The sequence below is a fragment of the Thermococcus sp. MV11 genome (assembly GCF_012027285.1).
In the GTDB taxonomy this organism is placed as follows: domain Archaea; phylum Methanobacteriota_B; class Thermococci; order Thermococcales; family Thermococcaceae; genus Thermococcus; species Thermococcus cleftensis.
Window position 1 is genome coordinate 186,216 of sequence record NZ_SNUD01000001.1, and the last position, 21,153, is coordinate 207,368.

Consider the following 21,153-nt stretch of genomic DNA (forward strand, 5'->3'; position numbering starts at 1 on the left):
CCTTCCAACCAGGAACCATGAGAATCCTCCTCGTCACAGGAAGGCTCGCCGAGCCACTCGTTAGAAAGTACGGGCAGGGCTACGACGTCTTCGTTACACCAGTGAGCGTTGCGGCATTCCTGACGCCCGAGATGATAGCGGGCTATCTAAAAAAGGGAGGCATAAAGAGCGAAGATTACGACCTCATTCTCATTCCTGGCCTGGTCAGGGGTTCCGCTCAGTCCATCGAAGACGAACTCGGAATCCCTGCATTCAAGGGGCCGAGGAACGCGATGGACATTCCTCAGACGCTGAAGGCGATTGAAAACGGCTTCAAACTGAGCAAAGAGGTTCCCGCGGACAAGCTCTTCTCCATTAATGGGCTCAAGAGGGTCGAGGACATCAGGAACAGAACGAAGGATAAGTGCTACATCGAGAAAGCCCTCAAAAAGCCCTGGAACGTTCTCATCGGAAACCTTCCGGTCGGGAGGGACTTTCCGGCGAGGATACTCGGCGAGGTCGTCGATGCCCCGAGGCTCGGAGTTGAGGGAATCGTTGAGAAGGCCCTCCACTACCTCCGCGAGGGAGCCGATATAATCGACATTGGAATGATAGCGGGCGAGACGAACCTCGACTTCATCGAGCTGATTCCCGAAATACGCGAGGAGCTTAAAGAGAATGGCTTCGACGTCCCGGTAAGTTTTGACTCGCTCAACACGGCCGAAATCGAGAAGGCCCTGAGCTACGCCGACCTCTTCCTGAGCGTTGATGCCGGCAACCTTGAGGATCTCGTAACCGAAAAGCCCGTTGTTTTAATCCCGACCAACCAGAGGAAGGGATTCTTCCCGGCCAAACCGGCTGAGAGGGTCGAGTTCCTTGAGAGGTTAAAGGAGAGTGCCCTTGACCTCGGCTACAAGGCGGTGATTCCCGACTTAATACTCGAGCACGTCCCCCATCTGGCGCGCTCTGTAACGGCATTCCAGCTCTACCGGGGGAGGAATCCGGACGATGTTCTTCTGGCGGGGGTTGGAAACGTCGTCGAGCTCTACGACGCCGACAGCGTCGGGATGAACGCTTTGCTCGCTGGAATCGCGAAGGAGCTTTCAATAAACCTGCTCCTCACAACGGAGACGAGCGCAAAGGCGAGGGGTTCTGTAAGGGAGCTTAGAAGGGCTGTGGACATGAACCTCTTTGAGATGCCGAAGGATTTGGGCTTCGACCTGCTGATTTTGAAGGAGAAGAGAAGCCCGGAGTGGAGCTTCGAGCCCGCTGAAAAGGTCGTCGAGGCGAGGGAAAGGCCGGTGGAGCTTGAGCAGGTCTACTTCCGCATCTGGGTCGAAAACGGAAGGATATGGGTGAACGCCCACAGGGGAACCAAAGCAGTTCTGACGGTAGTCGGGGACGAGCCGAACGCGATAATCGACACAATTCTGGGGCACTTTGAGATAAGCCCGAGGCACGCCTTCTACCTCGGCAGGGAGCTTGAGAGGGCCTACACGGCACTGAAGCTGAGGAGGAGCTACGTCCAGGAGGTCGAGCTTTTCCCGGACTTCTACTGAAGGTTCTGCATCGCCGGCTTCCTGAACAGCTCGTCCAGCTCGGCCCTCCTTGCCCTAACCTCCTCGTACAGCTCACCGATTTCCCCGTTCTCGGGGTACTTCAGCTTTAGGCTCATGAGCAGGCCCTCAAGGAAGCTCAGGACCGAGAGCCGGACGTAGTCCTCTCCCTTCTTGCTCTCCAGACCCTCGTTGAGCTTCACGAAGGAGTCAAGCCTCGCGATGAGGGCATCTTCCCCGAGCTCCTCCAAAAGCGCCCTTACCCTCTCAACTTCCTCGACCTTCATCTTCCCACCTCCAGACCAAAGAACTCAACGGCGTTTTTCTCCGTTACCCCCTCGGCTTCATCGAACTCAATTCCCTGGAGCCTCGCTATCCACTCGGCAGCAACCTTCACGTTGCAGGGGACGTTGCGCTGCCCCCTTACGGGGCTCATGTAGGGGCTGTCAGTCTCGACGAGGAGGTGATCGACCTCTATGACCCTCGCAACGGCCTGCACCTCGGGTATGAAAACTACTCCGGTGTTAATCCCTACGACGTGGCTGTTCTCGATGATTTCCCTCGCGAGCTCAACGCTCCCTGCGAAGGAGTGGAAGTACGCCCTAACCCCGGCCCTCTGGACGAGCTCGAAGGCCTCCCTTTCGGCTTCTCTAGCGTGTATCACAACCGGCAATTTAAGCTCGATCGCAAGTTCGAGGAAGTGCCTGAAAATCCCCCTCTGGTTCTCCCTCTGCCTTTCGTTTTCCGCGTAATGGTAGTCGAGGCCTATCTCTCCCACCGCCACTATCTCGTCCCCGTGCTCAAGAATGAACTCCTCCACCCTCTTCACCTTCTCCCAGTTGCCCCTCCTGGCCTCGTTCGGGTGGTAGCCGAGGGTTGGAAAGACGAAGCCGAAGTAGGGCTTTAACAGCCCCCAGCTCTTCCAGACGTGGGCTTTTCTGTATTCTGTGATGGAATCCACGACCGCCCTCAGCTCTCCCCTGCACTCCTCGATTATGCGTGGCGCGTCCTTCTTGTAGAACTCGAAGTGGGCGTGGGCGTCTATCATGGTCACCGGTTTCCCGGGGGATAGAAAAGCTTTTCCGTTGTTCGAATAATTAACCAACGGGAGGTTCTGATAACATGGAACCCAACATTAGTAACACGGATCTCATGGTGGGAGTCGTCGAGGCCTTGAGATCCAAGTCCCCAAAAGAACTTTTGAGCTACGCCATATTCAATGAGGAGGAAGAGGCAAAGTACTACGCCAGACTTGCCGAGAAGGCGGGTAGAGTTAGTGTGAAGGCCCTTTTTCTCAAGATGAGTGAGGAAAGCCGGAAACACCGCGACTGGCTCTACCGCCTCTTCAAGAAGTTATATCCCAACGAAGAACCCACCAAGGTCGATGCCCCTTCCGTTGAGGTTGCACCGTTCTATCCCGAGTTCGAGAAAGTTGGGGATTACGTCTCGGCCTTGGAGTACTGCATGAAGAGCGAGCTCTTTGCCAAGAAGACGTACGAGCTGCTGGCCAGTATCGCCGACGATGAAGACACAAGAACCCTTGCCCTCAGCCTCGCGGCAATGGAGGAGGAGCACTATCAGGCTATAAGAAAGATGTACGAACTCATAGTATCCCTTGAGGAGAAGAACCTGTCCCCTGCATCACTGAAACCGGGAGGGTACCTCTTCACCGATGATCTCAAGGCCAGGTACTTCCTCCTCGACCTTCCATCGTGGACTCCTCTCATCGCTGTGATCAGGGAAAAGCCGGAGGTTTTCTTGGAAATGTTCATGGACAGAAAGATTGAGGTCATCTGGGTCACCAAAACTGATTCGGACCACTCGATTCGCCCGGAGGCCTTTCCTGCCCTCAAGAAACGGCTATGTCAGTTCCTGCGAGAGAGTGCGAAGGACGGGAGATACGGGGCCGTTTTCATTCAGAACCTCGGCTACATCGCCCTCGAGCTGGGCTTCAAAAGCGCTGTGGACATACTCATCTACCTAAAGGACTGCGCCCTTCTCCACGGCGGCTACCTGATCGTATCCGCGGTAATGGAAGCCTTCGAGCCGAGGGAGTGGGCACTCCTGACGTCTGAACTCACGGTGGTGTCCTGAGTCCGGCTAGAGCTTCCTTGTCTCCCATATTACCGTTCCGTCCCGCCTAACCACCTGGAGTATGCGGTGGTATGGAATCTGGGCATCGCCGACGAAGAAGTAACCGTGCCCCAGTTCTATCATTCCCACGGGAATCTTCTTTATATTCCCGTAGGCCCCGCGATGTTCGATTACGATGTAGTAGTCCCCTTCGTCCTCCCTCGGGTCGTACTTTATCTTGGCCAGAACCTCCTTCACGGAACCCTTTCGCATCAGAGCCACCCCAGGATTTCATCGATGTTCTCTCTCCAGTCCTTTATGACCCAGCCGTGTCCAGGAAGGCCGAAATCAACGTCGTAATCCCTGAGCCTTTCGAGGCTCTCCTGAAGTTTCCAGCCGTTCCCTGTCGGCAGATCCGTCCTGCCAACCGTGCCATTGAAGACTGTATCCCCTGTGAACATAACCCTCGTCTCACCATCGTCCAGGTAAAGGCACGAACTTCCCGCCGTGTGGCCGGGCGTGTGAATCAGCTCAAGCTCCAGTGAGCCGACCTTGAGCGCATCGCCCTCCCTCATGTGGAGATCAACCTTCTGCGGTTCAAACCTCCTTCCGTAGGAGTAGGCCAGAATCACGTAGTCGTCTCCCTTCTCCAGCGTTTTTGCGGTAACCTCGTGGGCGGCGAAGAGAACCTCAATGCCCTTCCTCTTCAGCCAGTCCGCCAGGGCCATGTTCCCGCCCACGTGGTCGAAGTGCTCGTGGGTGTTGAATATCGTGACCCTCTCAACGCCGTTGAGGAGGCCTTCCCTCTCCCAGATTTCAGCGTAGACGTGCCAGTTAACGCCGGTGCCGGTGTCCACTACGAGGGCCTCCCTCCCGTCCCTCACAAGGTAAACGTTGGAGTCCCAGCCTATGCCCCTCAGCATCGTGGTGTGGGGAGGAATCTCAACGGGCACTATATCGCGGGGGAACTCCTCGATGGGGCTTATTCTCATGCTTTCACCCCCAAATGGGCTCGAGGGAGGACCGCGTCATCACCCATCAGGAGGGATGAATCTCTTCATCGCCCACGTTAGTTCGAGGTGGGGTTTATAAACTCACCCTCCAAAACCTATTAGGTGACCCAAATGAAAACCGAGAGAGCGAAGGAGATACTCCTCCAGCTTTTAAAGATACCTTCTCCCTCCGGCCAGGAGGACAGGATAATGCTCCACATTATGGAGTTCCTGCACAGGCTCGACTACAACGTGAGGATAGAGAGTGACGGCGAGATAATAGACCTTGTTGTAAACCCCGACGCTGACCTCTTCTACGAGGTGCACGTGGACACAATACCAATCCGCGCCGAACCCTTCGTGAGGGGCAACATAATCTACGGCACCGGCTCGAGCGACATAAAGGGGGGAGCCGCTGCTATACTCCTCATGCTGGAGAACCTCCGCAGGGAAGGGAAGGAACTCAACGTCGGCATAGTCTTCGTCAGCGACGAAGAGCTGGGTGGAAGAGGCTCGGCCCTCTTCATGGAGAGGTATAAACCAAAGATGGCGGTAGTGCTTGAGCCGACCGACCTGGAGGTTCACATAGCCCACGCGGGCAACATCGAGGCCTACTTCGAGGTGGACGGTAAGGAGGCCCACGGAGCGTGCCCTGAGAGCGGGGTGAACGCGATAGAGGAGACCTACAAGATGCTGGAGGAGATGAAGAAGCTCGAGCCCTTCAAGGCCAGGGGCGAGTTCTTCGACCCTCACATCGGAATCCAGGAGCTGGTCTGTGAGAACCCGGTCTACCTGATCCCAGCCCTCTGCAGGGGAAGGCTTGAGGCGAGACTTTTACCAGAGCAGGAGGTAGAGGACATACTCGACCTGCTCGACCCGATATTCGACGAGTACACGCTGAAGTACGAGTACACCGAGATATGGGACGGCTACCGGCTGGAGCCGGACGAGGAGATTGTCCAGCTGGCTAAAAAGGCGATGGAAGTCACGGAGATAGACGAGTTCGGCGGGATGAGGAGCTGGACCGATGCCATAAACTTCATGTACAACGGAACCAGAACCATAGTCTTCGGCCCCGGCAACCTCGACATCTCCCACACCAAGAACGAGCACATCGACGTGAGGGACGTTGTTACCGCCAGCGAGTTCCTGAAGGCCCTCAACGAGATTTATGGAAAGAGCGGGTGAACCTTCTCTTCCCATCACCTTTTTAAGGAAGGCCCCCCACCAGTAACTGGTGGGGGGTATGCTCTTCAACCCGAGGCCGAAGACCAGAAGGGAGGAACTGTACGACAGAAGAGATGAGCTTGAGCGTGTCGAGGACGGCCTGAGGAAGGGCCTTGGCCTCGTTACGATCCTCGGAATCAGGCGCCTTGGAAAGAGCTCACTCCTGAACGTTGCTTTGAACGAACTGCCCTACGGGAGCGTCAAGATCGACGCGAGAAAGGTCTATTCCGAGTTCGGCAATGTGCCGAGGGAGGCCCTGGCAAAGCTCATCCTCGAGGGCTTCCTGAAGAGGTCGGGAAAGGAGCGGGCCAGGGAGCTAGCGAGAAGCATCAGGGGCGTGCGCCTCCTTGGATTCGGCGTTGAGGTTGAGGTCGAGAGGGGAGTAAACCTCTACGACCTCCTTGAGCGCATAAACTCCCTCGGAGAGCGCTTTGTCATCGCGATAGACGAGGCCCAGTACCTGCGATTTTCGAATTCCCGCTACCCGGAGCTCATCGCGTGGGCCATCGACGAGCTTGAGAACGTGAGCTTTGTCCTGACGGGCTCGGAGGTTGGCCTGCTGGAGGACTTTCTGAGGCTTCATGACCCGGGCTCAGCGCTCTTTGGGAGGCCCCACCTGGAGATCAGGCTGAAGCGTTTTGAGAGGCATCAGAGCGTGGATTTTCTTGAGAGGGGTTTTGACGAGCTCGGCCTTAGGGTTTCACGGGAGGAGATCGATGAGGCGGTCGATGAGCTGGACGGCATAGTCGGCTGGCTCACCCTCTACGGCTACAACCGCTACCTCGGGCTGGGCCACTCCCGGGCGCTCCAGAGGCTCAAGGAGGACGCTAAGAGGCTGATTCTGGCGGAGTTCTCCCGGCTGAGGGAGCTATCCCACCGCTACGAGCTGGCGATGCGGGCGGTTGCCAACGGGAAGCACCGCTGGAAGGAGATAAAGGAGACCGTGGAAATCCTTGAGGGAAAGAGGATAGACGACAAGAACTTCTCCAACGTCCTCAGCAACCTCGTCCGTTACGGCTACCTCGAAAAGACCGTTGATGGCTACGTGATCCCCGACCCACTCGTGGAACTGGCTTTCAGGTAGGGGGCCACCAGTAACTGGTGGGGGGTTAAGGGCACCAAAACCCCCGGAAAGTGGAACCCTTTCCTGCATGGAACCGGGGGTTTTGGGGGCCCGCCGTTGATATTTTATGTTTCAGCGGATGGTTATGATGTCCAGGGCTTGGAGGGCTGATATGAGACCCTCATGAACCCTCTTCCCCACCCTCTTCCTTCTCCTTCCTATCCACCCAGAAGCGCCTCGTCCTTATGAACTGCCTCTCCCGCTCCATGAGGGCAACGAGGAGTGCCTCGCCCCGGTACTGCGCCAGAAGCCTCGCCGCAGTGTCCGGCCCGGTTCCGTAGCTGGCCAGTGCTAAAACTGCTTCGAAGCCGTAGGAATCCACGAGGTCCGCAGCTTTCAGCAGCTTCCTGTATGTCCTCTCCGCCCTCTTCTCCAGCGGCTTCCCATGGCGAACCTTCTCTAGGACAGGGAGAAACTCCTCCGCATCTATCGGATGCGCAACCGCGAGCATCTTCGAGCCGCAGCGCGGGCACTGTCTTAGCTCTATGTTTTGAAGCCTCGCCACCTTCGTCCTCGAGTGCCACCCGCAGTTGGTGCACACTAAAACGACCTCGTGGTCGAGCAGTCTCTTCCTGAACAGCTCAAGTACCTCGTCCCCCTCCAGCGTCCCGCTCAGCAGGAACTCGCCGCCGACGGTCATGTTCAGCCGGGCAAGCGTTGAAGGCTCCTTCCTGAGAACCGTTTTCACCCTCATCGTGCCCCTCTTGAGCATCTCAAGGACGAGCTCGCCCTTCTTCACGTCAACCTTGTCGTGATAGAGCTCGTTCAAGGTCTCCCGCTCAATCACCGTCCCCTCGAAGAGCCGCTCGATCCTCCTTATCTTCGCGTCCCTTCGCAAAGCCCCGAACCGCTTCGCCACGTTCGTCATTCTCCACCGGTAGGCGTGGGAATCCCTCAGAGCGCGGGAGACTATGAACTCAAGGCTTTTCGGCTCTTGGTAGAGGTAGTGCTTCACCTCCTCCGGGTTCAGCCGGAAGGGCGTCTTGAAGACCACCGCATGCCCCTGGCTCCTCACGGAGAAGACCCTGCCGTAGCGCAGGATGAGGAGCGAGTGAACGAGCCGCCCGAGGGCCTCGTTTGCCCTGCTTCCGAAGTCGGCGTGGATTACCAGCGCTTTCGGCGTGCTCTCGACGACGATGTCGCGGTCGGTGGAGAAGGGCTCGTCCTTTATCTCGTCAAACGCCCTCCTCAGCTCCTCCTCGCTGAACTCCACCCCCTCAAGGAGCCCCTTCGCCTTCTCGAAGTCAAAGGCCAGCTCCCTCTTCAGCCTGCCGACGTCGAGGGCAACGCTGAATGGAACGGGGATCATCTCGCCCTCCCAGCTCGGTATCGCGCTCTCCAGACTTTTGCTCTCGCGGACCTTCAAAAGCCTCGCCTCGTCGTCGATTTTGAGCACTATCCAGCTCCGGCCGTTCATGACGAACTCCATGCCCTCCTCCAGGTCCATCACGAAGCTCTCATCGAGCCTTCCAATGACGTGTCCGCTCTTGGAATCGAAAACCTTCCAGGAAACCTCGTCCGGTATCGTGGAGAGGTTCTCGTAGTAGTACTGGAACGCGCCGCGGCGGAGATAGAGAAGGTTTCTCTCCTCGTCGTAGCCTATGAGTCTCGCATCTTCGAGAACTCCCAAGACGTCGAGGTAGTCACTCCAGCTCAAATCCCTGTAAACGTAGGCCCGCCTCGCTATCTCGTAGGGCCTCTCGCGCGGGAGTTTCTTATACTCGATGAGCAGGCCGACGACGAAGTGAGCTAAAACGTCCAGCCCGCCCATCGGCTCGACCGCCTCGAACCTGCCCTCAAGGGCGTGTTTCGCTATGACGAGGCTCTGGAGGTAGTCCTCGACGTTCGTCGCTATGACGTAGCCCTCGCTGACCTCGCCTATCCGGTGCTTTGCCCTCCCGACGCGCTGGACGAGCCTGTTCACCTGGCGCGGGCTCATGTACTGGATTACAACGTCAACGTCGCCTATGTCTATGCCCAGCTCCATAGAGGACGTGCAGATCAGCGCCTTGATTCTGCCCTCCTTGAGGGCCTTTTCGGCCTTAATCCTCGCTTCCCTCGAAAGCGAGCCGTGGTGAACCTCGACCGGCTTTCCCCAGGCCTTGAGGCGGTGCGCTAAAATCTCCGCGAACTGCCGCGTGTTGGTGAATATCAAAGCTTTCCCGTGCCCCTCGACGACCCCCCACAGGGCCCTCAGTCGAGAGGCTATCTCGGGCGAGACGCTCAGCTCCCGGGCGAGTTCTAAGTCCTTCTCAGTTGGCCTTGGATAGAGCACGTGGAAGCGGTAGCGCTTTTTCCAGTTCGGCTTGACTATGACGTCCGCCTTCAGCCACTCCCTAACTTCCTCCTCGTTGCCTACCGTTGCGGTCATGCCTATTCTCCTGAAGTCGGCAATTTCGGCGAGCCTTTCAAGGTTTAAGAGGAGCTGTGCTCCCCTTTTGTTGTCCACCAGCTCCGCTATCTCATCGACGATGACGAACTTCACGTTCTCCAGGTGCTTCCTGAGGGATTTGACCGTCAGGATAACCCCCAGCGTTTCGGGAGTGATTATGAGAATCTGCGGCGGGCTCTTCGTCTGCTTTGCCTTCCTGTAGGCTGAGGTGTCGCCGTGCCTCACCTCTACGGTTATTCCAAGTTTCTTTCCCCACCATTCAAGCCTCTCGAGCAGGTCCCTGTTGAGGGCCTTGAGCGGTGCGACGTAGAGCGCAGAAACCGGCTTAAGTCCCCCTTCAAGGATTTCATTGAAGACGGGCAGAACGGCCGCTTCAGTTTTCCCCGAGCCGGTGGGGGCTATTATCAGGACGCCCTTTCCTGAGCTAACCTCCCTGAACGCGTCCTGCTGGAGCCTGTTGAGCCTTCCGAAGCGCTCTTTGATGGCCTTTCTGAGGAGGGGGTGCATATTCTTTGAATCACTCTGGAACTTTTAAGTAATGTGGCGATCAAAAAGTATTTAATTCCCTAACTTTGATCTTCTAACTAAGTAATAACTTCCGGCCATGGAGGTGATTATGTGAATGCCCTACTGGTGAAGTGTTATCATGCTCTTTTGAGGTATGAGTTCGACATCTACGTTAAAGGTACAACGCTAGAAGAGGGGGAGTATAAAGCAGGTACCCTCAGACTTGGAGTTGAAAGCGAGAGCCTAGCGAAGAGTAAGATAATCCAGGAGATCTTTTCCAACTACACCTCCAATCCGCACCAGTGCTTTGATGAACTCATTAAGAGGGGGTTTCTAGTTAAAGTCGGTGACGGCTATCGCTCTCTTCACATGGACGTGGCCATTAGAAGTGCCTTCCTAAGAACAGCACCAAATTCGCCCCCCTACGTTGTCAGCCCCAGGCTGGCCCTTTACGAGATCCCTATACCTTCAAAGGAGGACCGTAGGATTTCCCCAGGAGGGGACTATGATAATGTGGGCCTTAAAAAGGTGGAGACGGTTCTCACTAAAAGCATAGTGGGATTCTTCGGAAGGAATGGGAAGAAGTATGCGGAGATATACGAGGAATTCCTTAAGAAGCACTTTGGAGATGGTGGCCTTGATGCCTTTCAGGCCCTCGCCCTGTCCAAGCTTCTACGGGAGGGCTATCCTCCGGTCGGTAAGACCTTCATAATCACCGCTCCTACTGGCTCCGGGAAGACTGAAATATTCACCCTTTACATGATAGCCAAGCTCATCAAAGCCGTGATGGATGATAGAGACGAGCGCGTCGTTCTGGTCTATCCTAGGAAGGCCCTCTCCGTTGATCAAGCTGGCAGGCTCATCGAGATGCTTAGGTTACTAAACGAGGTCTTTGGAAGCTACGGCATTGAGAGGAGGATAACCTTTGGAATCAGGGACGGCGAAACACCCCGCGATTTGAGGGAGCTCAGGGAGATAATCAAGAAGTCGGATTCCTTCAGGGGAATACTCGGAAAGGACAAAAAGAAGTTTGTTTACGAGATAAGGGACGGTAAAGCCGTCGTTTCCAAGGAGGGCGTTGTTTACGGATTCATAATTCCGCTCAGGAGGGACATGGGCAAGAATCCACCGACGGTTCTCGTCACGAACACGTGGGCCCTTGAAACGCGCCTCCTGGACAGCACAAAGAACGACATCGGAGCATGGTACTTTGAAAACGTCTCCCTAGTTGTTTTCGACGAAGCGCACGAGTACACCGGCCTTGGAGGTGCCCTCGTTTCAGGCAACATTGGACTTATGGCAAAGGTTAGCAGAATGCCCCTGGATATCGTGCTCTCTTCTGCAACCGTTCCAAATCCAAAGGGCTTCGCCGAGAGGCTCTCCGGTCGGAGCAACATCGTCCACGTGGATTTCAGGGAGCATGTCGAGGCCCTCGAACGGGACTACGGGGTTAAGTTCAAGGGCAAGCGCCTCGTCCTCATGGGGATATACGACATCCTCCCGGCCGTCTCTTGGAGCACCTACGCCCAGCTTTGGACTGTCTATATGTCGTTTCTCAACTACTGCTATTCCAACGGCGGAAAGAACTACTGGCCAAAGTCCCTTGTATTCATACAGAACATCAAGGAGATACGCAGGGTTAAGAGGGGTTTCGACAACAACATCTCCCTCGGCGAACCCAAGGACCACCTTTACCTGTTCGGCAGTAAAAGACCCTCCACCGACCCGTTCTCCTACACCCACTACGTTCCTCAGGGCCTGTGGAACCACCTTGACTCTGTCTTTAGCAATGAGAACCCCTACCTCCGGGAACTCCTCAGTAGGGTGGCGGTGATGTACAGCGAGCTTCCAAAGGAGGAGCGTGAGGAGGTCATAAAGAACCTGAAGGAGCCAAAATCCAACCTCGCGACCGTTCTGACAACCTCGTCCCTTGAGCTTGGTGTTGACTACGACGGGGTTTCCTTTATCCTCAACGTTGGTTTCGAGAACCCGATCTCGCTGAGACAGAGAATTGGAAGGGGTGGTCGTTCAGATGCCTCTATGAGAACCGTTCTCGGAATAATCCTGACCAAGAAAGTGCCAACCGAGGCGTTTCTCCTCTACGACCCCAACATCTGGGACAAGCTTCACCCTATGCAGAGGCAGGACGAGGGTGAGCTGATAATTTCAACCGAGAACCCCCAGGTTAAGGTGAGAAACCTTCTCACAGAGGCAGTGGTTAAGATGGCCCTCTCAGGGGAATCAACCTACGCTTCCGGCAGACCGCTAAAGGGTAAGGATAAGATGGTTGAGTTCTTGGAGAAGGTTCTCGACAACGTGGAGGGTTGATGATGGCTGGGGAGTACCTGGACCTGGTCCGCTCGGTCGTTGAGATGCTCTCTCAAGATGAGACCACCCTAGATGCAATAATCGAAGGCGCCCGCGTGAGGGACGAGGTTCCCTTTGCAGTCATGAGGGCAAAACGCACGATTGAGACTCTTATCGAGGACGTTGGGAACTTCGTCTCCAGCGTTGAAACACCTGAAGCCAGGAGAGTTCTGAGGGAGCTAGTTGAAGATCTTAATAAAGCCCTGAAGGAGCTTGAAGAGTGTCAGAAGAACTCCGAGAAGTGCTACTCTGGCAATGAGGTTGATATGGAGTGCGTTGATTGCCACTATGAGGTTCTGTCCGAGGTGACCGATGACCTCATACATGGAGCTAAAACAGAACTCAAGAAGATAAGCCACTCACTCAAAAAGAAAAGCGAGGGTGGTGCTTTAATAAAGTCAAAGCATGAGGAATACAAGAATGCCCATGCCGAAGCGAAGAAGTTAATGGAATTCATCAAGTCCCTCGATGAGTACTCAAATGAACTTAACGCTATATCTATGGTGTTCGACAATGTCTCAGGTTCCTCTATTGCACCTGCGGAGATAGACGACAAGGCCATTTTCATACTCAAACTCCTCCTCGAGCTGGCCGAGTCGGGCGCTTACGTTGGGGAAGTTCTGAGCGCTCTAACGGGCTTAAAATCGGTAACCGCTGACCCCGTTGACAAGGAGGTGAAGATTGACCTCCCATCTAAGGACAGAATGAAGGATTCGGAGGAGCACAGTCTACCCCTTCAGACCCTCTTCTACCGCTACCCGCCCTTCGAACCGATATCCCTTGAGGACGAGAACAGCGTCAGCGGTTCAAGAGTCTGGTTTGTCAAAATCAAAAACATTGCCTACTACAAGCACGGGCCCAAGATGTACGTTCATCCGCAGTCAATAAAGGATTTGGGCTTTGACCCGAGGAACCTGATTCACGACGCATCCCTGAGCAACGCCTACGAGACAACTGGTGCAATCTACCCGGAGCACATCTTTAAGATTAAGCCCGTGAACGTTCTGGAAGCCAAGGACGGCTACATCATTCTGGCTGTGTCCCTTGACTCCAGGAGGCAGGAGAGGGTCTACATAAAGTACGGCTCGGAGTTCCTCAAGCGGGCAGTGAAGAGAAACCTGAATCGGAGCGCGATCAGAGACCTCTACATTAACGAGCTCCGGAAGAAGGGCCACAGGGGCAAAACCTACGAGCCTACGGACCTCACCTACGCTTGGTACTGCACCTCTGGCTACGGTCTCTCAACCGATCCACTCGACGTGAGGTGTCCTTTCAAGGGATGGTGCAAGTACGGGAATGAGTGCGGTGGGAGGAAGTGGAAACGGACAAGGCGCATCTTCCCGAAGGTCTTCCTCGACGTTGAGAGGAGTTATAGTGGCATTGACAATACCAACGGCTTCTTCTCGCCGATAGTCGGGAGGAACGTCCTGATTGAAGAGAAGTATCCCTCCGCTCACCTCTCGATGCCCGAATCCGGCCTCCCGGTTGTCTTCAAGTTCAAGGTTCCCTTCAGAAGGTCGCTTCCCAAGACCAACGTTATAGGCTTCAGAATTGCCCCCGAGTTCCTTGAGCTGGTCGTTAGAACGGTCCTTGACGAGAAGGCCCTTCAGTCGCCGGAGCTGGGCAAGGTCCTCAAATACGAGCTATGGAAAGGCGGTCCTGAAGTCAAGCTCGGTGATGTCCTGCTGACCAAGTTCTTCATCTACGATAAGGCCGAGAAGGGCTTCAAGACCTACGACCTCCTCAGGAGAAGGAGCAAGAGCCTGATTGAGAGCTACCTCAGGATGAGGGAGAATCTCCTCGTCAAGAGTATGCCATACAACCGTTTATACTTCAAAAGGTTCCTCCGGTGGGCTTCAGAGGCGATACTCCACTCCCTTGCCCACGCTTTCCTGTCCTACGTCTCGGTGGAGCTTCAGATTGAAACGAGCAATCTCGTCTACCTCTACGACGAAAGAGCAGGTCTCGTCCTCGTGGCCGAGAACAGCCCAATTGGATCCATAGACATCATCGGCGCCCTCAACGAGTGGTGCAGGTCGAAGGGCATCGCCGAGAACTGCTACGGGCGCTTCATAGAGGAGTTCCTCAGGAGGGAGCTAAGGTTCCTCCGCGACCACGAGGAAGATACCGTCCAGTACGCCGATAGGGTTAAGTCAGTCGTTTCTTCCGTCTCCGGGGAGAACGACTTGGAGGGCCTCAGGAAGGCGATAATAGAACTCTACAAAGAGTTCCTTGAGAAGGGCCTCGTTCTTGATGTTCACAGCCTGTCCACGCACCTTCTCCTCTCGTCGGCGGGACAGAGTAACCTTGAAAGGCTGATAGAGGAGAAGGGGCTCAGTGTTGATACCCAAAAGGCCCACCGCTACTTCGACGACGTCCTCCTCACGGCGATTCCCAACTACTGCGTTGACGGCTGTACAACCTGTGTTGTGATTGACAGGGGCTGTACCGCGGGTCTCGGACAGACCTACACGGTTTCGAGGAAGCTCATGGAGTTCGCCATTGGGGTTCTCCTCGGGGAGTATCCCCTTCGCGGGCCCGGGGGAAGCTACCTTAAAAAGCTCCTCGGCATTGCGAGGGAGAGTGTAGAGGCAATGTCCCCCTACCTAGACGACGAAGGGATTGAAACCCTCGTTGAGCTGGTCGAGAAGGGAATTCACGTGAAGCTCTCAACGAGGCCAGAGTTCGTTCGGGAATACGGGGAGAAACTCAGAGAGGCGGGGATTGAAGTCACTGAGGTCAGGGGCGAGCACGACAAGTGGTACTGCCTTGACGGGTGGCTACTCATAAAACCTACCGCAAACATGAACCTTGAATCCGAGAGCTATAACAGTTTCGTTATAAAGCTCGGAGGATGCAAGTGATGGAGTTCTTCGCTGAGGTTGCCAAAATAGATGAGGAACTTGAGAGGCTGGGCAACGCCCTGGCCGTTCCATTTCTTTATGACCTCTACATTCCATACCACAAACGATTCGTGGATTTACGCTCTAACGTGATCAGGGAGTTCTTTGTGTCCTATTCAACCTATCCCGTCGTTATGTTGGGGACCCCTATAATTAGGGGCATTCGAACAACAGCGGACATAGATTTGTCCAGTAGTGCCGTTCATATAGAAACTCTCAAAAGAAAGGGCAAATCTTACGGGACAGACTTTCCGGGAAGTTTTGTAACCTGGGGGAACGTTCACGAATTTTTTAGTGACTCCAAAATCCCTCCCGAACTGATTCAACTTCTTTGGTACTTCGCCGTTCTAAGGGCCAAGCCTCTTGGGATTCCCCACGACAAATCTAAAAGGTATTATAACAACATAGTTCCCAGTCCCCTTTCGATCTTCACGATTCTTGATAGGGATAACCAGCCCTTAGTGGTTTCACCCTTCTCAGCAGTTATGGTTCTGGAAGTTGAGGAATCCCCTTCGGAGTGGGTGCCCTACTTCCCTGAGACATTTCATGTCAGGCGTGCCAGGACCTACACCTTCGTGACAGATGGAAGGCACGTCCGCTTTGCGGGACCCTTTAGAGCATTTGTTCCCGACGTGGACGGGATAAACGTGGGGATTGAACCTGGGGAGGCACTTCTTGACCACTACCTTGGGCTTGCGGTGTTTCCCTTCCGAGGCAACTCTATCGGATACGTGAGTAGTATCTATGGAGGCAGATCTTCACCGGGCTACTTCCTCATTCTTGGGCGCCTTCCATTCAGTTCAGAGATGTACTACCTCCTAAACTTTGGGAGCACTGGAGATGGCGGAAAACGTAGAATCGTGGGAGAAGAAGACTTTAGGCTCTGGGCCGAGGATTTCAACAAGGCCCTGGCTGTGCTTCACATGAAAATGAACTTCAGGGAGGCATGGACCGGGGGAATGTTCTTTAAGCTCTATAGAAAATGGGTAGAAAAATCTGACTCCCTGCTGGGAACTTACGAGGGGCACTTTCTTCTGAAAGCCCTGGCATGGGGGATTAACCCCCTTAAGGAGTCTCTGGATGAGATTCTTAGACACCCTCGGGACCCGCTCTTTGAGATTCCCCATCCAGTATCCCTTTCGAAGGTCTCCAAAGACGCGGATCTATTAATAGAGAACCTGCTTAAAATTGGATTAGGGATTATGATTTAGAGAACCACCACCTCCAGCTCATTATTATAAATCCTGCTTATTGCATTTGAGAGCGCCTTCATGGCTGACTTTTCAACGTTCTTATCCAAGAATATGGCCTCGGAAGCCCTGCGTAGGGGTTCGGTAAACACTATTCTGCTTTTCGCAGGTTTTTCTCTTGTGAGTACGACTACAAAGACACCCCTCAACCTGGACCTAGCAAGCCTTCCTGGGGGTTCCCCAATTACCCAGTAGGAAACGCTCGGATGTAGTCCGCTCTCAACGGAGGCCTGAAGTATGTTCTCCCAGTCAAGCACGGATTTCCTGTTATAGAACAGCACGACCCTCCCACTGGGAGTTAAAACCCTCTCGATGTTGGAGAACACGAGCTTCATGGCCTTTCCAAAGCCCGTCCTATCGCGGGGTATCTCGTTCCTTTCCACATTATCCAGGACTACATCGTTGGACATTCCAACGATTTCATCGAACACGCGCATTGCACCGTAGTGAACTATCGAGAGCGAGGCGTAGCTCCTAACGGTGTCCATATATGGCGGGTCCACTACCGCTATATCAATGGGTTTGTCCGGCACAAACGTTCTGGCATCGTCTATCTTAGCCTCTACAGCTACGTCCCTGCTAATCCTAAGCTCGCTACTGGCTATGCGAACCGCCCTCCTTATTGAGGACGCCAAGGCGTTTCTAGCAAGTGGGACCAGTTTTTCGGGAACCCTTGCCAGGGGATTAGTCTCGACTGTGTACTCGGGAACCCAGTAGGTTTTCATGGCAACCGCCGGTACGGGCTCTCCGATTGGAGAGTGCCACTTGGCGACAAGGCTTGACGATTTCGCGCTCTCACTAAGGAACACGGAGAAAACTTCAATGAGCTCTTCATCTAATCCTAGTTCCCTGCAGGCCTCGGCAAAGGCAACGAAAGTTGCCAGCTGTCTCGTGGTGAAGAGCTGTGAGAACTGCTTAATGCCCTCACGCTTTAGCCTTTTCCCTTCCATCAGATCCTCTAGAGGAACTGGATCGAGGATTTTACGGGCTTTGTTCGCTTTTTCCATAGCTTTAGAGTGACTCTCCTGAAGCCAATTTAGGATTTCCCTGGCGTCGAGGACCCTTTTTCTCCATTTCTTTCCATCCTGCTCGCGAACTTCAACTGCCCATACCGTGTAACCGTCCTGTGTGGGGTATCCTTCGCCCAACTGAAACTTCGGTTTGTAAGTTACCTCAAAGGATCTTCCACAGTGTGGGCACGTTTCCTTTCCAGAGCCCCTAGCGGATTCAAAGATAGTGCCGCAGTGGGGGCATCTTAAAATCCTAACGGGCTTTCCGTTTCTGCTGTACTTGTCGATCCACGACGGAATCTTTCCCCTAGTTACAAAGATGTAGGAGACGATCCTCCCCTCCACATTCCATGACCAGCCAGTTTCAATTAGCTTTTCTTCGGTTTTTCTGAGAATGGTTTTTCCCTTCGACTCAATTTCCTTGGCGTCCACTTTGCCTTTAAGCAGATTCGATGTGGATTTGGCTATTCTAACCGCAACTGGATTAATATCTATCCCTATGGAATGATAACCCATTATGGCCGCTTCGATTAGACCGGTTCCCCCACCCATAAACGGCTCGTAGAAGACTTTTCCTTTGGCTAGGATTTCAACAGCTTTTGGATTATCGAGACTTTTACGAACAAGCTCTTTTGAGTCTGTCAGGTATGATGCCAGTATTGCCCTGTAGAGAATGGCAAAGCGCCTCGACCACCAGCGGTGAAGGCTGTGATGAGGTAGCCTCTGACCCTTTTCGATAAGGGCCTTCTCGACGATCTCTGCCGTGAGCTCTGGTGTCATTTTATCCAGCAGCATTGTAACCCCCACACCTGAATGGGGAGGACGCCTAAAAAGTTAGCGCTTGACGAACCGCTAACTTTATAAAGCGATATATCGTTCGACATATCGGTGAAGAGACATGAACGTCACGGGGAACGGGGAAACCTACGACCTCGGCTATGCGAAGAAGGCGACCCTCGTGGTCATCCTCCTGCCGCTTCTCGTCATGTACACGGAGGCGATGCTGACCCCCGCACTGCCGACGATACAGAAGGAGTTCGGAATAAACCCCAACGACGTCAGCTGGGTACTGACGATATACCTCCTCGTTGGGACTGTGAGCGCGGCAATCCTCGGCAAGCTCGGGGATATGTACGGCAAGAAGAAGATGTTCCTCGTCGCTCTGGGCTTCTACACGCTGGGGGTTATACTCAACGGCTTCGCGCCGAGCTTCGAGTGGCTCCTCTTCAGCAGGGCAATCCAGGGCCTCGGGATGGCAATATTCCCGCTCGCCTTCAGCCTCGTCCGCGAGGAGTTCCCGCCCGAGATGGTGCCCCAGGTTCAGGGAATGATAAGCGCGATGTTCGGCGTCGGTATGGTCATCGCTCTTCCCCTTGGCGCGTACGTAACCCAGAACTTCGGCTGGCGCTGGACATACCACTCGGCGGCACCGTTTGCTGTCATCATGTTCATCCTTGCGTGGAGAATCCTCCGCGAGAGCCGCTACGTGAACCCCGGAAAGCTCGACTGGCCTGGTGCACTCTTCCTAGTCTGGGCTGTTGTTCCCGCCCTGGTTGCCGTTACGCGCGCCCCGAACGTTGGCTGGCAGGCGGGGCAGACGCTTGCGCTCTTCGGGGTGTCCATTGTTGGGGTCGTCCTCCTCTACCTCTGGGAGAAGCGGGCGGACAATCCGTTGATTCCGCTCGACATAATATCCTCCCGAAACCCCGCGATAGTGAACCTCGGCATAATGTTCGCGGCCTTTGGCATCTCGATGATGAGCCAGGCAAACACCTACATCTTCCAGATGAAGCCGCCCTACGGCTTCGGCAAGACGATACTCGAGAGCGGCCTGCTCATGACCCCTATGGCCCTCGCGATGCTGATCGTAGCTCCGCTCGCCGGCAAACTGATGCCCAGGATAGGTGCAAAGCCCCTCGCGGTAACCGGTGCCCTGACGGCAAGCGTCGGTCTGGCGTTGCTCTCCCAGTACGCCACGCAGCTATCCCTCAACCAGTTCGTGGCTCTCATAACGGTCGTTGGGGCCGGAATAACCCTGATGAACGTCTCCTTCATCAACGTGCTGGTGTTCTCTGTCCCGCCGAGGGTCATGGGAGTGGCGACCGGAGCGAACAGTCTGTTCAGAAACTTCGGTTCCACCTGGGGGCCGGCCATAGCGGGAACCGTCATGAGCACCTACTACATACTCGTGCACATTCCCCAAGTGCCGGTGCCGATAAAGATACCGACGGAGAAGGCCTACGAGGTGCTCTTCGGCACTTCGGCGCTCGTCTACCTCTTTCTCGCCCTGCTGAGCCTTGCCATCGTCGAGGTCATGAAGGGCGGGAAGATACACGAGGTTGAAAACGGTGGAGAAAAGGAGATAACCGTTGGTTGAGGAGTTCTATATTTTCCTTTACTTTTTTTGTGGTAGGAACTTTTATAAGCTTTAATCTCACCATTACTTGGTGGGAGTTGAGATGTCTTACGTGTTTTCAATCAGATACTACCCAAATACAGCCAGTTTGGTTATGAGTTCTCGCCACAATATTGCAGGAATTGTTTTTGAGAGGTATATCGAAGGTATGATTCACAACTTCTTGAATAAGGCGAATCTTCATTTGGTGGAGATGTATACTAGAACTACTTTTCCAAAGCTGTTCGAGAATGCTGGCCTTTCTACTGAAGATTTGTATGTTATTAATGTGGATGGGGCCATCTTCTTAGAGCAATCAATAACAAAGTGGTTTTACAGTAAACGCCTAGACTGGTTACGAAAAACTCGTAAGGCTTGGTGGTGGGAACAAGAAGCGGCTGATAAAATCCTGTCGGGGAATTTTTCAAAGATTGTAATCCATCCATTTTCTAAGGATAGACATCGACCTGATTTTCTCTTTGTTGCAAAGAAAAAAACAAACATTCATATTTTTATTGGAGATGCAAAGTATAGGAGCGGCAAGTATGAAAAATCCACACGTGAAACTACTCTTGGAAAAAGCGATATTGAACGGTTAATGTTATATTTTCGCATAATTAATCGTCTAGCGAATGCTAAAGGTTGGGATATAGAACATATTTATGTATTTGGCAACCAACCACGTGTTGGTCATCTCTCATATTCAACAGAATATCGCGAAGATGAACATGGAAACAACTCAGAGGAGCTTGTTAAATATCAACTTTGGAATGGAAAGGTTAGTAGGGTTCCAGATAAGTTTTTTGGAAATGCTCTTGAGCTAGAACTTTATCCCAAAAATAGGGTCGATGGCCCTTCAATGTTCACAATCAGATACATTCCTGTCGCCCAATTAGTTACGAGAGGTCTGGTAGACCCCCAGATTAATGTGGTTGTGTGTCCTCGTTATGCTGGGACAGCTAAGGGAGAAACGGATACTACTCCCCCATATTTTGTATTATCCAATATTTTCCGTATGAGGAAGTCTCCCTACGCCGAATTCCATTTTACAGATGGGACTTCATTAGCGGGTTATGTAATATATGAAGGCATTGTTGGAAGTGGCACTCCTCTTGATGAAAAAGATGCATATAAAATACACTCGGAGTTCAAATATGCACAAGTTGGAACTAGCGTTTTAATTGGGGCACCTAGACCTCCTGAGGAAAAATACAAAGATGCCATTGAGTATATGAAAACCGTCAGATCTGCGACTAGTTTGGAACTTTACAGGAGATTTGGTCCTATAGCAAAGGAGTTTATTGATTGGGCTATTAACGAGGGATATCTCCAAGTTAAAGGCACACGTTTGTCTTGGAGTTCTTGAGTGTTAAAAAGAT

15 protein-coding genes are annotated in these 21,153 nt (G+C 53.6%); 9 read left to right on the forward strand and 6 right to left on the reverse strand.

Going from position 1 to position 21,153, the window contains the following annotated elements; translation table 11 throughout:
• Positions 1–17: 17 nt before the first annotated feature.
• Positions 18–1,538, forward strand: coding sequence for a dihydropteroate synthase-like protein (locus tag E3E27_RS01060; protein ID WP_167773138.1), 1,521 nt, complete (start codon positions 18–20; stop codon positions 1,536–1,538).
• Here E3E27_RS01060 and E3E27_RS01065 read toward each other — a convergent pair.
• Entirely contained in the window at positions 1,532–1,822 is a 291-nt protein-coding gene (locus E3E27_RS01065) for a DUF3216 domain-containing protein (RefSeq protein ID WP_014789584.1), read from the reverse strand. The two genes, E3E27_RS01060 and E3E27_RS01065, sit on opposite strands and share 7 nt — an antisense overlap.
• Positions 1,819–2,583, reverse strand: coding sequence for a YchF/TatD family DNA exonuclease (locus tag E3E27_RS01070; RefSeq protein ID WP_167773139.1), 765 nt, complete (start codon positions 2,581–2,583; stop codon positions 1,819–1,821). Before E3E27_RS01070 ends, E3E27_RS01065 begins: the two co-directional genes overlap by 4 nt.
• Before the next feature lie 74 nt (positions 2,584–2,657).
• Here E3E27_RS01070 and E3E27_RS01075 point away from each other — a divergent pair, with 74 nt between their 5' ends.
• Entirely contained in the window at positions 2,658–3,629 is a 972-nt protein-coding gene (locus E3E27_RS01075) for a DUF835 domain-containing protein (protein WP_167773140.1), read from the forward strand.
• Positions 3,630–3,635: 6 nt separating this feature from the next.
• On the opposite strand, the gene E3E27_RS01080 is transcribed toward E3E27_RS01075, so the two are convergent.
• A complete protein-coding gene (locus E3E27_RS01080; RefSeq protein ID WP_167773141.1) occupies positions 3,636–3,881 on the reverse strand; it encodes a DUF504 domain-containing protein in 246 nt (81 codons plus the stop codon).
• Positions 3,881–4,600 (reverse strand): MBL fold metallo-hydrolase, encoded by a 720-nt coding sequence (locus E3E27_RS01085; protein ID WP_167773142.1) that lies wholly within the window; start codon positions 4,598–4,600, stop codon positions 3,881–3,883. The genes E3E27_RS01080 and E3E27_RS01085 overlap by 1 nt, the downstream gene beginning before the upstream one ends.
• Positions 4,601–4,732: 132 nt before the next feature.
• On the opposite strand from E3E27_RS01085, the gene E3E27_RS01090 reads away from it, so the two are divergent.
• Both E3E27_RS01090 and E3E27_RS01095 read left to right on the forward strand, forming a co-directional pair.
• Entirely contained in the window at positions 4,733–5,788 is a 1,056-nt protein-coding gene (locus E3E27_RS01090; protein ID WP_167773143.1) for a M20/M25/M40 family metallo-hydrolase, read from the forward strand.
• Between the two features lie 58 nt (positions 5,789–5,846).
• A complete protein-coding gene (locus E3E27_RS01095; RefSeq protein ID WP_167773665.1) occupies positions 5,847–6,911 on the forward strand; it encodes an ATP-binding protein in 1,065 nt (354 codons plus the stop codon).
• A gap of 160 nt (positions 6,912–7,071) precedes the next feature.
• Here E3E27_RS01095 and E3E27_RS01100 read toward each other — a convergent pair whose 3' ends face one another.
• Positions 7,072–9,849 (reverse strand): DEAD/DEAH box helicase, encoded by a 2,778-nt coding sequence (locus E3E27_RS01100; protein ID WP_167773144.1) that lies wholly within the window; start codon positions 9,847–9,849, stop codon positions 7,072–7,074.
• 111 nt (positions 9,850–9,960) lie between these two features.
• Here E3E27_RS01100 and E3E27_RS01105 point away from each other — a divergent pair, with 111 nt between their 5' ends.
• The 3 genes from E3E27_RS01105 to E3E27_RS01115 are packed head-to-tail and all read left to right on the forward strand — an operon-like array spanning position 9,961 to position 16,330.
• Positions 9,961–12,177: a DEAD/DEAH box helicase gene (locus E3E27_RS01105; RefSeq protein ID WP_167773145.1), complete on the forward strand. Its 2,217-nt coding sequence runs from the start codon at positions 9,961–9,963 to the stop codon at positions 12,175–12,177.
• Positions 12,177–15,080 carry a hypothetical protein gene (locus tag E3E27_RS01110; protein ID WP_167773146.1) on the forward strand — a complete coding sequence of 968 codons (2,904 nt, stop codon included), beginning with the start codon at positions 12,177–12,179 and terminating at the stop codon, positions 15,078–15,080. The genes E3E27_RS01105 and E3E27_RS01110 overlap by 1 nt, the downstream gene beginning before the upstream one ends.
• Positions 15,071–16,330 carry a hypothetical protein gene (locus tag E3E27_RS01115; RefSeq protein WP_167773147.1) on the forward strand — a complete coding sequence of 420 codons (1,260 nt, stop codon included), beginning with the start codon at positions 15,071–15,073 and terminating at the stop codon, positions 16,328–16,330. The genes E3E27_RS01110 and E3E27_RS01115 overlap by 10 nt, the downstream gene beginning before the upstream one ends.
• Here E3E27_RS01115 and E3E27_RS01120 read toward each other — a convergent pair.
• On the reverse strand, positions 16,327–18,174 hold the full coding sequence (locus tag E3E27_RS01120; RefSeq protein WP_167773148.1) for a hypothetical protein: 1,848 nt from the start codon (positions 18,172–18,174) through the stop codon (positions 16,327–16,329). The two genes, E3E27_RS01115 and E3E27_RS01120, sit on opposite strands and share 4 nt — an antisense overlap.
• A 103-nt stretch (positions 18,175–18,277) precedes the next feature.
• Here E3E27_RS01120 and E3E27_RS01125 point away from each other — a divergent pair, with 103 nt between their 5' ends.
• Both E3E27_RS01125 and E3E27_RS01130 read left to right on the forward strand, forming a co-directional pair.
• Complete coding sequence (locus E3E27_RS01125) at positions 18,278–19,756, forward strand: MFS transporter (RefSeq protein ID WP_167773149.1); 1,479 nt, start codon at positions 18,278–18,280, stop codon at positions 19,754–19,756.
• Positions 19,757–19,826: 70 nt separating this feature from the next.
• A complete protein-coding gene (locus E3E27_RS01130; protein ID WP_167773150.1) occupies positions 19,827–21,140 on the forward strand; it encodes a hypothetical protein in 1,314 nt (437 codons plus the stop codon).
• Positions 21,141–21,153: the final 13 nt, after the last annotated feature.

What these genes read in the sequence shown, in the direction of transcription:
- E3E27_RS01060 (WP_167773138.1), top strand. Translation starts at nt 18, where the DNA reads ATGAGAATCCTCCTCGTCACAGGAAGGCTCGCCGAGCCACTCGTTAGA.
- E3E27_RS01065 (WP_014789584.1), bottom strand. Translation starts at nt 1,822, where the DNA reads ATGAAGGTCGAGGAAGTTGAGAGGGTAAGGGCGCTTTTGGAGGAGCTC.
- E3E27_RS01070 (WP_167773139.1), bottom strand. Translation starts at nt 2,583, where the DNA reads ATGATAGACGCCCACGCCCACTTCGAGTTCTACAAGAAGGACGCGCCA.
- E3E27_RS01075 (WP_167773140.1), top strand. Translation starts at nt 2,658, where the DNA reads ATGGAACCCAACATTAGTAACACGGATCTCATGGTGGGAGTCGTCGAG.
- E3E27_RS01080 (WP_167773141.1), bottom strand. Translation starts at nt 3,881, where the DNA reads ATGCGAAAGGGTTCCGTGAAGGAGGTTCTGGCCAAGATAAAGTACGAC.
- E3E27_RS01085 (WP_167773142.1), bottom strand. Translation starts at nt 4,600, where the DNA reads ATGAGAATAAGCCCCATCGAGGAGTTCCCCCGCGATATAGTGCCCGTT.
- E3E27_RS01090 (WP_167773143.1), top strand. Translation starts at nt 4,733, where the DNA reads ATGAAAACCGAGAGAGCGAAGGAGATACTCCTCCAGCTTTTAAAGATA.
- E3E27_RS01095 (WP_167773665.1), top strand. Translation starts at nt 5,847, where the DNA reads ATGCTCTTCAACCCGAGGCCGAAGACCAGAAGGGAGGAACTGTACGAC.
- E3E27_RS01100 (WP_167773144.1), bottom strand. Translation starts at nt 9,849, where the DNA reads ATGCACCCCCTCCTCAGAAAGGCCATCAAAGAGCGCTTCGGAAGGCTC.
- E3E27_RS01110 (WP_167773146.1), top strand. Translation starts at nt 12,177, where the DNA reads ATGATGGCTGGGGAGTACCTGGACCTGGTCCGCTCGGTCGTTGAGATG.
- E3E27_RS01115 (WP_167773147.1), top strand. Translation starts at nt 15,071, where the DNA reads ATGCAAGTGATGGAGTTCTTCGCTGAGGTTGCCAAAATAGATGAGGAA.
- E3E27_RS01120 (WP_167773148.1), bottom strand. Translation starts at nt 18,174, where the DNA reads ATGCTGCTGGATAAAATGACACCAGAGCTCACGGCAGAGATCGTCGAG.
- E3E27_RS01125 (WP_167773149.1), top strand. Translation starts at nt 18,278, where the DNA reads ATGAACGTCACGGGGAACGGGGAAACCTACGACCTCGGCTATGCGAAG.